The 13319-nt window shown below is 72.7% G+C and carries 11 protein-coding genes; all 11 read left to right on the top strand.

Going from position 1 to position 13319, the window contains the following annotated elements:
* Window positions 1-10: 10 nt before the first annotated feature.
* The 11 genes from ACZZ97_RS07400 to ACZZ97_RS07350 all read left to right on the top strand — a co-directional run bounded on the left by ACZZ97_RS07400 (window position 11) and on the right by ACZZ97_RS07350 (window position 13306).
* Window positions 11-1561 carry a Mur ligase family protein gene (locus tag ACZZ97_RS07400; RefSeq protein ID WP_463473776.1) on the top strand — a complete coding sequence of 517 codons (1551 nt, stop codon included), beginning with the start codon at window positions 11-13 and terminating at the stop codon, window positions 1559-1561.
* Window positions 1558-2967: a UDP-N-acetylmuramoyl-tripeptide--D-alanyl-D-alanine ligase gene (locus ACZZ97_RS07395; RefSeq protein ID WP_463473775.1), complete on the top strand. Its 1410-nt coding sequence runs from the start codon at window positions 1558-1560 to the stop codon at window positions 2965-2967. The genes ACZZ97_RS07400 and ACZZ97_RS07395 overlap by 4 nt, the downstream gene beginning before the upstream one ends.
* Complete coding sequence (gene mraY / locus ACZZ97_RS07390) at window positions 2964-4067, top strand: phospho-N-acetylmuramoyl-pentapeptide-transferase (protein WP_314101233.1); 1104 nt, start codon at window positions 2964-2966, stop codon at window positions 4065-4067. The genes ACZZ97_RS07395 and mraY overlap by 4 nt, the downstream gene beginning before the upstream one ends.
* A complete protein-coding gene (murD, locus tag ACZZ97_RS07385) occupies window positions 4064-5632 on the top strand; it encodes a UDP-N-acetylmuramoyl-L-alanine--D-glutamate ligase (RefSeq protein WP_463472721.1) in 1569 nt (522 codons plus the stop codon). Before mraY ends, murD begins: the two co-directional genes overlap by 4 nt.
* Window positions 5589-6878: a putative lipid II flippase FtsW gene (gene ftsW, locus ACZZ97_RS07380; protein WP_463472720.1), complete on the top strand. Its 1290-nt coding sequence runs from the start codon at window positions 5589-5591 to the stop codon at window positions 6876-6878. Before murD ends, ftsW begins: the two co-directional genes overlap by 44 nt.
* Window positions 6875-8083 (top strand): UDP-N-acetylglucosamine--N-acetylmuramyl-(pentapeptide) pyrophosphoryl-undecaprenol N-acetylglucosamine transferase, encoded by a 1209-nt coding sequence (locus ACZZ97_RS07375; protein ID WP_463472719.1) that lies wholly within the window; start codon window positions 6875-6877, stop codon window positions 8081-8083. The genes ftsW and ACZZ97_RS07375 overlap by 4 nt, the downstream gene beginning before the upstream one ends.
* Complete coding sequence (murC, locus tag ACZZ97_RS07370; protein WP_314101225.1) at window positions 8080-9510, top strand: UDP-N-acetylmuramate--L-alanine ligase; 1431 nt, start codon at window positions 8080-8082, stop codon at window positions 9508-9510. Before ACZZ97_RS07375 ends, murC begins: the two co-directional genes overlap by 4 nt.
* 361 nt (window positions 9511-9871) lie before the next feature.
* On the top strand, window positions 9872-10705 hold the full coding sequence (locus tag ACZZ97_RS07365) for a cell division protein FtsQ/DivIB (RefSeq protein WP_463472718.1): 834 nt from the start codon (window positions 9872-9874) through the stop codon (window positions 10703-10705).
* A 140-nt stretch (window positions 10706-10845) separates the two neighbouring features.
* Entirely contained in the window at window positions 10846-12012 is a 1167-nt protein-coding gene (ftsZ, locus tag ACZZ97_RS07360) for a cell division protein FtsZ (RefSeq protein ID WP_463472717.1), read from the top strand.
* A 3-nt stretch (window positions 12013-12015) separates the two neighbouring features.
* Window positions 12016-12714, top strand: a complete 699-nt coding sequence (locus tag ACZZ97_RS07355) for a YggS family pyridoxal phosphate-dependent enzyme (RefSeq protein WP_314104215.1) — start codon at window positions 12016-12018, stop codon at window positions 12712-12714.
* Between the two features lie 37 nt (window positions 12715-12751).
* Window positions 12752-13306: a cell division protein SepF gene (locus tag ACZZ97_RS07350; RefSeq protein WP_192041592.1), complete on the top strand. Its 555-nt coding sequence runs from the start codon at window positions 12752-12754 to the stop codon at window positions 13304-13306.
* Window positions 13307-13319: the final 13 nt, after the last annotated feature.

Here is a 13319-nt window from a genome sequence, read left to right as displayed (position 1 = left end):
AAGAGGATTCATTGAGCGCCCGGATCCCCCGGTCCTTCGACCGGAACATCCGTCGGCGAGGTCACTCGCCCAGCTGGTCAGCGAGTTCGGTCTCGAGCACGAGGGTTCCCTCGACGGCGTCGAGGTCACCGGAGTCACGCTGAGCACGGCGGACCTCCACCCCGGCGACCTGTACGTGGGCGTCCCCGGCGAGCATCGGCACGGTGCCGAGTTCGCCGCGCAGGCGCGTGAGGGCGGCGCCGTCGCGCTGCTGACCGACGCCGCGGGCCTCGAGATCGCCCGCGAGAGCGGACTGCCCGTGGTGCTCGTCGACTCGCCCCGCGCGGCCCTCGGCGACGTCTCGGCGTGGATCTACCGCACCGGCGGCGACGACTCGCCCCTCCTGTTCGCCGTCACCGGCACGAACGGCAAGACCAGCACCTCCTACCTGCTCGAGGGCGTCCTCCGCCAGCTCGGGCTCGTGACCGGCCTCAGCAGCACGGCCGAGCGCCACATCGGCGACCTCACGGTCGTCAGCCGCTTGACCACGCCCGAAGCGAGCGAGATGCACGCCCTGCTGGCCCGCATGCGCGAGAGCGAGGTGCGTGCGGTGGCCGTCGAGGTCAGCGCGCAGGCGCTGAGCCGCAACCGCGTCGACGGCCTGGTCTTCGACGTCGCGGCGTTCACGAACCTCAGCCACGACCACCTCGACGACTACGCCGACATGGAGGAGTACTTCCAGGCGAAGCTGCCGCTCTTCCAGCCCGACCGGGCGAAGCGCGCCGTCATCTCGCTCGACTCGCCGTACGGGCACCGCGTCGTCGACAACGCGCGGGTGCCGCTGACGACGATCACGATCCTCCCCGACGTCGAGGCCGACTGGCGGGTCGAGATCCTCGACGAGCAGGCCGCCTGGACCGAGTTCCGGCTCACCGGCCCGGAGAACCGCGAGCTCGTCACCCGGGTGCCGCTCATCGGGTGGCACATGGTCGCGAACGCCGCCCTGGCGATCGTCATGCTGGTCGAGGCCGGCTTCGAGCTCGGCGCGATCTCGCAGGCCCTCGAGGCCGAGGGCGGCATCGTCGCCTACCTGCCGGGGCGCACCGAGCGCGTCTCGGGCGATCGCGGCCCGAGCGTCTACGTCGACTTCGGGCACAGCCCCGACGCCTTCCTCACCACCCTCGCGGCCGTCCGCCGGTTCACCCCCGGCAAGGTCATCATGTTGTTCGGCGCCGACGGCGACCGCGACAAGACCAAGCGCGGCGACATGGCCCGCGTCGCCGCCGAGGGCTCCGACATCCTCGTCGTCACCGACCACCACCCCCGCTTCGAGGACCCTGCCGAGATCCGCGCCACCCTCGTCGGCGCGGCCCGCGAGGCGTACCCCGAGCACGAGATCCACGAGGTCAGCCCGCCCGAGGCGGCCATCCGCACCGCCGTCGGCCTGGCCGGCGAGGGCGACTCCATCCTCTGGGCCGGCCCGGGCCACCAGGACTACCGCGACATCCGCGGCGAGCGGACCCCGTACTCCGCTCGCGACGAGGCGCGTGCCGCGCTCCGAGAGGCCGGGTGGGCCGAGTGATCGCGCTCACGTTGGCCGAGCTGGCCGAGATCGCCGGAGGTGCCCTGCACCTCCCCGAGGCCGGTCCCGACGCCGACCAGGTCGTCGGTGGGTCGGTCGAGACCGACTCCCGGCTCGTGACCTCCGGCTCCGTCTTCTTCGCCCTCCGCGGCGACGAGACCGACGGGCACCTCTTCGCCGACGCGGCCGTCGCCTCCGGTGCCGCGGTCGTCGTCGCCGAGCGTCCGCTCGACCTGGCCGTCCCCGTGGTCGTCGTCGACGACGGCGTCGACGCCCTGTCCCGCCTCGCCGCGGGGGTCGTCGAGCGCGTCCGTCGCGGCGGGCGGCTGCGCGTCGTGGGCGTGACCGGCTCGAACGGCAAGACGAGCACGAAGAACATGCTCCGGGCCGTGCTGTCCGACGTCGGACCGACCGTCGCGCCCGAGGGCTCGTTCAACAACCACGTCGGGGCACCGATCTCGATGCTGCGCGTCGATCTCGACACCGAGTTCCTCGTCGTCGAGATGGGCGCCTCCGGCCCGGGCGAGATCGCCCGCCTGGTCGCGATCGCCCGACCCGACACCGGCGTCGTCCTCAAGGTGGGCCTCGCGCACGCCGGCGGGTTCGGCGGCATCGAGGGCACCCGCGCGGCCAAGGCCGAGATGGTGACCGACCTGCCCCCTACGGCGACCGCCGTGCTCAACGTCGACGACGACCGCGTCGCCGGCATGGCGGCCGACACCGCCGCCCGCGTCGTCGGCTTCGGCCTGACCGACTCGGCCGCCTACCGGGCGTCCGACCTCGAGGTCACCCGTGAGGGCACCTCCTTCGTGCTCGAGCACGACGGGACCTCGCGCCCCGTCCGGCTGCGCATCCTGGGCGAGCACCACGTCATGAACGCCCTCGCCGCCCTGACGGTGGCGGGGGAGTGGGGCCTCGACCTCGACCGCGCCGTCACCGTGCTCGAGGGCGTCGCCCGCGCCGAGCGCTGGCGCATGGAGGTGCTCGACGGAGGCGACGGCGTCACCGTCGTCAACGACGCGTACAACGCGAGCCCCGACTCCGTCGCCGCGGCCCTCAAGACCCTGGTGCAGATCGTGCCCCCCGGCGGTCGTTCGATCGCCGTCCTCGGCGAGATGGCCGAGCTCGGCGACCTCGCCCGCGAGGAGCACGACCGCGTCGGGCGCCTCGTCGTCCGGCTCAACGTCGGACAGCTGGTGGTCGTCGGCCACGAGGCCCGGCACATCCACGTCGCCGCGGGCCTCGAGGGCTCGTGGGACGGCGAGTCCGTCCTCGTCGACACCGTCGACGAGGCCTACGACCTGCTCCGTCGGACGCTGCGCGACGGCGACGTCGTGCTCGTGAAGTCGTCGAAGTCGGCCGGTCTCCGCCACCTCGGCGACCGCCTCGCGGGGGTGTCCTCGTGATCGCGCTCCTCATCGCGGGCGCCGTCTCGCTCGTCTTCACGCTCCTGATGACGCCGCTCTTCATCCGGCTGTTCCACCGCCTCGGCTGGGGTCAGTTCATCCGCGACGACGGTCCGCAGTCGCACCACACCAAGCGCGGCACGGCGACCATGGGCGGCATCGTGCTGATCATCGGCACCGTCCTCGGCTACTTCGTCGGACACCTCGTCGCTCGTGACGAGCTCACCAACAGCGGCCTTCTCGTCCTCTTCATGATGGTCGGGCTCGGCGCCGTCGGGTTCCTCGACGACTTCCTCAAGGTGCGCAACCAGCGGAGCCTCGGCCTCGGCGGCTGGGCGAAGATCGCGGGGCAGGTGGTGGTCGGCGCGGTGTTCGCCGTCCTCGCGCTCTCGTTCCCCAACGAGAACGGCCTCACGCCCGCCTCGACGATGATCAGCGGCGTGCGCGACATCTCGTGGCTCGACTTCATGTTCTTCGGCACGATCGCGGGGGGCGGGCTCTTCCTGATCTGGGTCGTCCTCATCACGGTCAGCACGTCGAACGGCGTGAACGTGGCCGACGGACTGGACGGCCTCGCGACCGGGGCGTCGATCTTGGCCATCGCCTCCTACATCTTCATCGGGTTCTGGCAGTTCAACCAGTCCTGCTTCAGCACTCGGCTCGACGAGTCGACCCGGTCGGCCTGCTACACGGTCGCCAACCCGCTCGACCTGGCCGTGGTGGCCGCGGCCATCTGCGGCGGCCTGATCGGGTTCCTCTGGTGGAACACCTCGCCGGCGCAGATCTTCCTCGGCGACACGGGCTCGCTCGGCCTCGGCGGCGCACTCGCGGCTCTCGCGATCCTCAGCCGCACCGAGCTGCTCCTCGTGCTCATCGGCGGCCTGTTCATCGTCGTCACCGGCTCGGTCATCCTGCAACGGGCGTACTTCAAGATCACGCACGGCAAGCGGATCTTCCTGATGAGCCCCTTGCACCACCACTTCGAGCTGAAGGGCTGGGCCGAGGTCACCGTCGTCGTGCGCTTCTGGATCATCGCGGGGCTCTTCGTGGCTGCTGGCGTGGGCGTGTTCTACCTCGAGTGGATCTCGCGCACCTCATGACGAACTCCGCCTCCGACCCCGTCCTCGCGGCGCGGCTCGACGGCCTGACGAGCTGGCACGCCGACTGGTCGGGCCTCCGCGTGCTGGTCCTCGGCCTCGGCGTCACGGGGTTCTCCGTCGCCGACACCCTGACCGAGCTGGGCGCCCGGGTCGTCGTGCTCGCCCCGAGCGTCGACGACGACCGAGCCGAGCTGCTGGGCCTGATCGGCGCCGAGCTCGTCCTCGACCCCGCCATGGCCGACCTCCCGCCGAGCGTCGTCGAGTTCGATCCCGAGCTCGTCGTCCTGTCGCCGGGCTTCGCGCCCCACCACCCCCTCGCCGTGCGCGCGGTCGAGTCGACCGCCGCCGTCTGGGGGGACGTCGAGCTGGCCTGGCGCCTCCGCGACAAGACGGCGACGGTCGCCGAGTGGCTGCTCGTCACCGGCACGAACGGCAAGACGACGACGACGCAGCTCGCGACGGCCATGGCCCTGGCCGGCGGGCGGCGTGCCGCAGCCGTCGGCAACATCGGCGTGCCGGTCCTCGACGCCGTCCGCGATCCCGAGGGGCTGGACGTGCTCGTGGTCGAGCTCTCCAGCCACCAGCTGCACTGGCTGCCCGTCGAGGGCACCGGCGCCCTCCGGCCCCGGGCGTCCGTCTGCCTCAACCTGCAGTCCGACCACCTCGAGTGGCACGGCTCGGTCGAGGCCTACCGCGACGCCAAGGCCCGCGTGTACGAGAACACCGTCACCGCGTGCGTGTACAACAAGGCCGACGCGGCCACCCTCCACATGGTCGAGCAGGCCGACGTGGCCGAGGGCTGCCGGGCCGTCGGCTTCGGGCTCTCCGCGCCCGGCCCGAGCGACTTCGGGGTCGTGAGCGGCGAGGACGGCGGCGTGCTCGTCGACCGGGCCTTCCTCGCCGAGCGGCGCCACCGTGCCCTCGAGCTGGCGACGACGGCCGAGCTCGAGACGGCCGGCCTCGCGGCCGACCACCTCGTCGAGGACGTGCTGGCCGCCGCCGCGCTGGTCCGGGCCGTCGACGTCGACCCGGCCGCGGTCCGTGAGGCCCTCCTCGCGTTCCGGGTCGACCACCACCGCACGGAGGTGGTGGCCGAGTCGGGCGGCGTCGTCTGGGTCGACGACTCGAAGGCCACGAACCCCCACGCGGCACACGCGTCGCTCGGCTCGTTCCCCTCCGTCGTGTGGATCGTGGGCGGCACGTTCAAGGGCGTCGACCCCGAGCCCCTCGTCCGCGACGCGGCCGAGGGCCTCGCCGCCGCCGTGCTGATCGGCGTCGACCGGGAGGGCCTGCGGGAGGCCTTCCGGCGACACGCCCCCGAGCTGCCCGTCTTCGAGGTCGACGAGACCGACACTGAGCGGGTGATGCCGACGGCGGTCCGCCTGGCGGCGGCCGCGGCGAGGCCGGGCGACACCGTCCTCCTCGCCCCCGCGGCGGCGTCCTTCGACCAGTTCACCGACTACACCGCGCGCGGCAGGGCATTCGCCGCCGCGGTCGCACACCACCTGGGAGGTGACGCTGATGGCCACCAAGCCCACCAGCCTCCCGCGTCGCCGGCCGACTGAGTCGACCCGCCCGCGGGACGACGACGGCACCAGTGCCACGCCGCACGACGGCAGGCAGGCCGCGGCCGTGGTGGCGGTCAAGAAGCTCTTCGCCGCCGAGACAGGCTCGTTCTTCCTGATCCTCGGCACGACGCTGTTCATGGTCGTGCTGGGGCTCGTGATGGTCCTGTCGTCGTCGTCCGTCGAGCAGTACATCGCCTCGCGGCACACGTCCTTCTTCGGCGCCTTCGCGCGACAGGGCGTCTACGCGGCCATCGGCGTCCCGTTGATGCTCATCGCCTCCCGCGTGCCCGTCTCGTTCTGGAAGCGCTGGGCCTGGCAGATCCTGCTCGTCACGGTCGTGCTCCAGCTGCTGGTGTTCACCCCCCTCGGCTACGAGATCGGCGGCAACCGCAACTGGATCGACCTCGGGTCCTTCACCGCGCAGCCCTCCGAGGCGGTGAAGCTCGCCCTGGCGATCTGGCTGGGCATGATCCTCAGCGTCAAGCGCGACCTGCTCGACGACTGGAAGCACCTCGCCATCCCGCTCGTGCCCGTCGTCGGCGTCGCCGTTGGCCTCGTCGTGCTGGGCGGCGACCTGGGCACGACGATGGTCATGCTCCTCCTCGTCTTCGCGGCGGTCTGGTTCGCCGGCGTCCGCCTCCGGTACCTCGCCGTGCCCGTGCTCTTCCTCGCGGCGGCCATCCCGTTGATCGCCTCCGGCTCTGCTTCGCGCAACGAGCGCATCGCCGCCTGGATGTCCGGCTGCACGGACTCCAGCGACTACCAGGCCGCCTGTTGGCAGACGCTGCACGGCACCTGGGCGCTCGCCTCCGGCGGCCTCTTCGGGGTCGGCCTCGGCAACTCCAAGTCGAAGTGGTCCTGGCTGCCCGAGGCCGACAACGACTTCATCTTCGCGATCATCGGCGAGGAGCTCGGGCTGATCGGCGCGATCGTCGTGCTGGCGCTCTTCGTCGTGCTCGCCGTCGGCTTCGTCAAGATCATCCGACGCACGAACGACCCGTTCGTCCGGGTCGTCACCGGTGCCGTCACCGCCTGGATCATCGGTCAGGCGCTGATCAACGTCGCGGTCGTCCTCGGGCTGCTCCCGGTGCTCGGGGTGCCCCTGCCGCTGATCTCCGCGGGCGGCTCGGCGCTCATCGTGACCCTCGTGGCGATCGGCGTCGTGCTCTCGTTCGCCCGTCAGCCGGAGGAGCCCCTGGCCGGCCGAGGTGCTCCGCGTCAGCGGGTAGGGTCTCTCCGGTGACGACGTACCTCCTCGCCGGCGGCGGCACCGCCGGTCACGTGAACCCCCTGCTCGCGGTGGCCGACCGGATCCGCGACACCGAGCCCGACGCGACCGTCCTGGTCCTCGGCACAGCCGAGGGCCTCGAGGCCCGGCTCGTCCCGCTGCGCGGCTACGAGCTGCTCACCGTGCCCCGCCTGCCGTTCCCGCGCCGCCCCTCCCGCGCCGCGCTCCGGTTCCCCTCGGCACTCCGCGGAGCCGTCGCCGGCGTCCGCGAGCTGCTCGCCCGGCACGACGTCGACGTCGTCGTGGGCTTCGGCGGCTACGCGTCGGCACCTGCCTACGTCGCGGCCTGGCGCTCGCACGTCCCTCTGGTCGTGCACGAAGCGAACGCCAAGCCGGGCATCGCGAACGTGCTCGGGTCGTGGTTCACGCGGCACGTCGGCGTGGTCCACCGGTCGACGCGGCTCCGGCACGGCCGTCAGGTCGGCATGCCCCTCCGCCGAGAGATCGAGCAGCTCGACCGACGCGAGAGCCGGCAGGAGGCGCTGGTCGAGTTCGGCCTGGACCCCCGCAAGCCGACGTTGCTGGTCACCGGGGGATCGTCGGGCGCCCGCCGCCTCAACGAGACCATCGCCCGGTCCGCGACGAGCGTGCTCGGCGCCGGCTGGCAGATCCTGCACGTGACGGGCCAGAAGTCCGAGCTGCGCTCGACCGACCTGGCCGACCACCACCTCCTGCCCTACTGCGACCGGATGGACCTGGCGCTGTCCGCGGCCGACCTCGTCGTCTCCCGCGCCGGGTCGGCGACGGTCAGCGAGCTGACAGCCCTCGGCCTGCCCTCCGTGCTCGTGCCCTACCCCGTCGGCAACGGCGAGCAGCGGCACAACGCCACCGGCGTCGTGGCCGCCGGCGGGGCGCTGCTCGTCGCGGACGCCGACTTCACGCCCGACTGGGTGCGCTCCACGCTCGTGCGCCTCCTGCAGGACCGCGCGGCCATCGCCGAGATGGCCGTCCGGGCCGGAACCGTCGGCGTGCTGGACGGGACCGACCGCACGGTCGAGCTGGTCCGTGACGCCGTCCGCGAGGCTCCCTCCCGTGCTGACCGCGACGCGCCGGCCCGCACGCAGCGGCACGCCTCGTCCCGGACCGCGGGCACCCGCCGCACCGACCGCACCGACCGCACCGACGCCCAGACCGAGAAGGCGAGCCCCGAGCGCCCATGATCAAGCCCGACCTCCAGCAGCAGATCCCCGCCGAGCTCGGCCGGGTCCACTTCGTCGGCATCGGCGGCTCCGGGATGAGCGGCATCGCGCGCGTGTTCCTCGCCGCGGGCCACACCGTGTCGGGCTCCGACATCCGCGAGACGGCCGGGGTGGCCGCCCTCCGCGAGCTCGGCGCCGAGATCGCCATCGGCCACGACGCGGCGAACGTCGGCGACGCCGACACGCTCGTCGTCACGGGCGCCCTCTGGCAGGACAACCCCGAGTACCGGCTCGCCCTCGAGCAGGGCCTCCCCGTGCTGCACCGGTCGCAGGCGCTGGCCTGGCTGATCGGGCAGCACCGCCTCGTCTCGGTCGCCGGCGCCCACGGCAAGACGACCTCGACCGGCATGCTCGTCACGGCGCTGCTCGCGGCGGGCCACGACCCGAGCTTCGTCAACGGCGGCGTCATCCAGTCGCTCGGCGTGTCCGCGCAGGGCGGCTCCGACGACCTGTTCGTCGTCGAGGCGGACGAGTCGGACGGCTCGTTCCTGCTCTACGACACGTCGGTCGCGCTCATCACGAACGTCGACGCCGACCACCTCGACCACTACGGTTCGCACGAGGCCTTCGACGCCGCCTTCGTCGAGTTCGCCTCCGCGGCCCGCGAGCTCGTCGTCGTGTCGTCCGACGACGCCGGGGCGCGTCGCGTCACGGGTGCGCTCACGCACCCGCACGTGGTGACCTTCGGAGAGCACGAGTCCGCGGACGTCCGCCTGACCGACGTCGCCTCCTCGGGCCCCGTGGCCTTCACGCTGCACCACGACGGCTCGAGCTGGCCCGTCCAGCTCCGCGTCCCCGGGCACCACAACGCCGTCAACGCCGCGGGGGCGTTCGCCGTGCTCGTCGGACTGGGCGTGGAGCCCGAGGCGGCGATCGCCGGCCTCGAGACCTTCGGCGGCACGGAGCGCCGGTTCGAGCTGCACGGCACGGTCCGCGGCGTGAGCGTCTACGACGACTACGCCCACCACCCCACCGAGGTCGCGGCCGCCCTGCAGGCCGCCCGGTCCGTCGTCGGCGACGGACGCCTCATCGCGGTGCACCAGCCCCACCTCTACAGCCGGACCCGGATGATGGCGGGGGAGTTCGCCGAGACCTACGAGCGCCTCGCCGACCACACGATCGTGCTCGACGTCTACGGCGCCCGCGAGGACCCGGAGCCCGGGGTCACCGGCGCCCTCGTGTCCGAGCGCTTCTCCGACCCGTCGCGGGTCGAGTTCGTCGCGGACTGGCAGGCCGCCGCCGACCGTACGGCGGCCGTCGCGCGCGACGGAGACTTCGTGATCACCCTCGGCTGCGGTGACGTCTACCGCATCGTCCCCCAGCTGCTCGGCTCGCTCGACGCCGCGTCGGCGCCGGACGCGTCGACCGCGGAGGAGTCCGGAGAGTGACCACGCGTCGACCCGCGTCGACCGGCGGGCGGCGCCCGTGAGGCGGCCCGAGGGCTTCGACCCGTCCGCCCCTGGCTCCGACGGGGCTCCGGAGCCCGAGGAGGCGGCACGTCCGTCGTCCCTGCGCGACCGGTTGGCGGCGGCACGGCCTCGTCGTGTCCGGCCCGAGCCCGACGGAGCGGCCGGGACCCCGGACGACACGTCCACGGGACCGGTGTCGGTGCCGACGGGGCCGGGCACCGTGTCCGGTGTCGCCTCCCGCCTCGCATCGGGCCTGTCGGGCGTCGTGTCCCGTGGGGGAGCGTCGTCGACCGGTCGGCCCGAGGGGGCCGCGTCGGACGCCGGGGAGGCGCCGCGCACCGTGACCCCGCGCATCGAGCCCGAGGGGGGCGCGGACGAGGCTCGTCGTCGTGCTGCCGAGGCGCGCCGTGCCGCGCGCCGTGCGTCGGGGGAGCGGCGGCGCACGGAGCGGACCGAGGTCCGGCGGTTCACGAGGCGGTCACGCCACCGCCGAGCCGCGTGGGTGACCGCCGCGGCCGTCGCCCTGTCGCTCGCGGCCTCGGTCGGGATCGCCGTCTTCTCACCGCTCCTCTCGCTCGAGCAGATCGAGGTGGAGGGGACGGACCGGGTCGACGCCGCGTCGGTGCAGGCCGCCGTCTCGGGCCAGCTCGGCACCCCCCTGGCACGGATCGACTTCTCGCGGATCACGACCGAGCTCGAGCAGTTCCCCCTCATCGCGAGCTACGTCACGGAGACGGCTCCGCCGCACACCCTCGTCATCCGGGTGACCGAGCGTCAGCCGATCGCGACGGTGCCCTCCGGTGACGGCTTCGACCTCGTCGACCCCGCCGGCGTCGTCGTGCAGCACCTCGACGCTCGCCAGGAGGGCGTCCCGCTCGTCGACGTGGGCGGCGCCCCGTTGGACGACACGGCCTTCCGGTCGACCGCCGAGGTCCTGCTCGCCCTCCCTCAGGCGCTCAGGGCGACCGTGGACTCCGCGACCGCCTCGACCGCCGACGACGTCACGCTGTCCCTGACGACGGGGGAACGCGTGGTCTGGGGCAGCGCGGACGACTCGGCCGAGAAGGCGCAGGTGCTCTCGGGGCTCATCGCCGACCAGGCGAGGCGCGACCCGGCCGCGTCCGTCGAGTTCGACGTGTCCGCACCGGACAACGGCATCATCCGGACCCGGTGACACGCCGTTCGTTCGCGACACGCCTGCCCGGCTGGACCGTGCGTCTCGCGGCGGCACCTAACTTGTGACTGCAGCACTTACATACCATGTACAACCTTAACCTTCAACTTCCGAGTTAAGGTTTCAGCGGAGGCCCGGACGTGACAACGAACCATAACTACCTAGCCGTGATCAAGGTCGTCGGTGTCGGCGGCGGTGGCGTCAACGCCGTCAACCGCATGATCGAGCTCGGTCTCCGCGGAGTCGAGTTCATCGCCATCAACACCGACGCTCAGGCACTGCTCCTCAGCGACGCCGACGTCAAGCTCGACGTCGGCCGCGAGCTGACGCGCGGCCTCGGCGCCGGTGCCGATCCCGAGGTCGGCCGCCGCGCCGCCGAGGACCACGCAGAGGAGATCGAGGAGGCGCTGGCCGGCGCCGACATGGTCTTCGTCACCGCAGGCGAGGGCGGCGGCACGGGCACCGGCGGCGCGCCGGTCGTGGCCCGCATCGCGAAGTCGATCGGTGCGCTGACCATCGGCGTCGTCACGAAGCCCTTCGGCTTCGAGGGCAAGCGCCGCCAGGCCCAGGCCGAGGCGGGCGTGGCCCAGCTCAAGGACGAGGTCGACACCCTCATCGTGGTCCCCAACGACCGCCTCCTCGAGATCTCCGAGCGCGGCATCTCGATGGTAGAGGCCTTCGGCACCGCCGACCAGGTGCTCCTCGCCGGCGTCCAGGGCATCACGGACCTGATCACGACCCCCGGCCTCATCAACCTCGACTTCGCCGACGTCAAGTCGGTCATGCAGGGCGCAGGCTCGGCCCTGATGGGGATCGGCTCGTCGCGAGGGGCCGACCGGGCCATCAAGGCCGCGGAGCTCGCCGTAGCGTCGCCGCTGCTCGAGGCGAGCATCGACGGCGCCCACGGCGTCCTCCTGTCGATCCAGGGCGGCTCGAACCTCGGCATCTTCGAGATCAACGACGCCGCGCGCCTGGTGCAGGAGGCCGTCCACTCCGAGGCCAACATCATCTTCGGCGCGGTGATCGACGACACCCTCGGCGACGAGGTGCGGGTGACCGTCATCGCCGCCGGCTTCGACGGCGGCGAGCCCACGGCCAAGACCAAGGACCGACGCTCGAGCTTCGTCGAGTCCGACGCGGCCCCGGCCGCGGCGTCGACGGCGGGCGTCTCGGCCATCGCCGACAGCGGCGCGTCGCACGACACCCCGTCGTGGCGCCGACCCGACGACCACGCGGCCACGCAGGCCGTCGACCCTGCCTTCGACGGCGGCGACGACGACCTCGACGTGCCCGACTTCCTCAAGTAGCGCGTGACCGACGGTCTCGACCTCGGAGGCGACCTCGGCGAGCGTCTCGCCCGGGTCGCCTCCGGCGTCGACGACGCGGTCAGGGCCGCCGGACGCCAGGCCGACGAGGTGACGACCATCGTCGTCACGAAGTTCCACCCGGCGTCGCTGGTCCGTGAGCTGCACGCCCTGGGCGTGCGCGACGTCGCGGAGAACCGACACCAGGAGGCGCAGGCCAAGTCGGCCGACACCGCCGACCTCGAGGGCCTCCGGTGGCACTTCGTGGGCCAGCTCCAGTCGAAGAAGGCACGGCAGGCGCGGCGCTACGTCTCGGCCGTGCACTCGCTTGACCGGGACAGCGTCGTCGACGCCCTCGGGGTCGACGACGGCCACGTCGTGGACGGCTTCGTGCAGGTGTCCCTCGACGGCCAGGAGGGCCGGGGCGGCGTCCCCGTGTCCGAGGTCGAGCGCCTCGTCGAGCGGCTGCTGCACGTGCCCGGCGTCCGCCTCAGGGGAGTGATGGCCGTGGCGCCGCTCGGCGAGCCGGCGCGGCCGGCCTTCGCGCGCCTCCGTCGGGTCTCCGATGCGGTCCGTCGGACGGCTCCCGGCGCCGACGCGATCTCCGCCGGCATGTCGCACGACTTCGCCGACGCGATCGCCGAGGGAGCGACACACCTCCGCATCGGCACCGCAATCACGGGTTCGAGGCCCGAAGCTCGTTAACCTCGGACACAACGCCCCACGACCCGGAGGACACCCCATGGCCAACCCCCTGCGAAAGACGATGGTCTACCTGGGCCTCGCCGACGAAGAACTCGAGTACGACGAGCAGGAGCAGCGGCAGGAACAGCGCCAGCAGCCTGCCCAGGCCGCTCAGCCGGCCGCTCGCCAGTCCTCCGCGGCGGCACACGCCTCCCCGGTCGCCCCCGTCCCCGCGCCGGCACCTGCCCCCGCCGCGACACGCGCCCCCGTGACGCCCCTGCGTCGCAGCTCGACCTCCTCCACCTCGAAGAACACGGTGCCCCACGACATGAACGAGATCCTCACCGTCCACCCCCGCGAGTACAAGGACGCCCAGGCGATCGCCGAGAGCTTCCGGGACGGCATCCCCGTCATCATCAACCTGTCGCAGATGACGGAGGCCGACGCGCGTCGCCTCGTCGACTTCGCCAGCGGCCTGTCGCAGGGCCTCTTCGGCAAGATCGAGCGCGTCACGAACAAAGTCTTCCTCCTGTCCCCGGCCCACATCGCGGTGAGCGGCGAGCAGGCCGAGGTAGAGTCCGACATCGAGGCGTCCTTCTTCGCGCAGTCCTGAGCGGCGGCGTCCC

The organism is Frigoribacterium sp. AC512 (assembly GCF_979258295.1).
The sequence above is the reverse complement of the archived record's forward strand: the minus strand, read 5'-3'. Positions and strand labels throughout refer to the sequence as shown.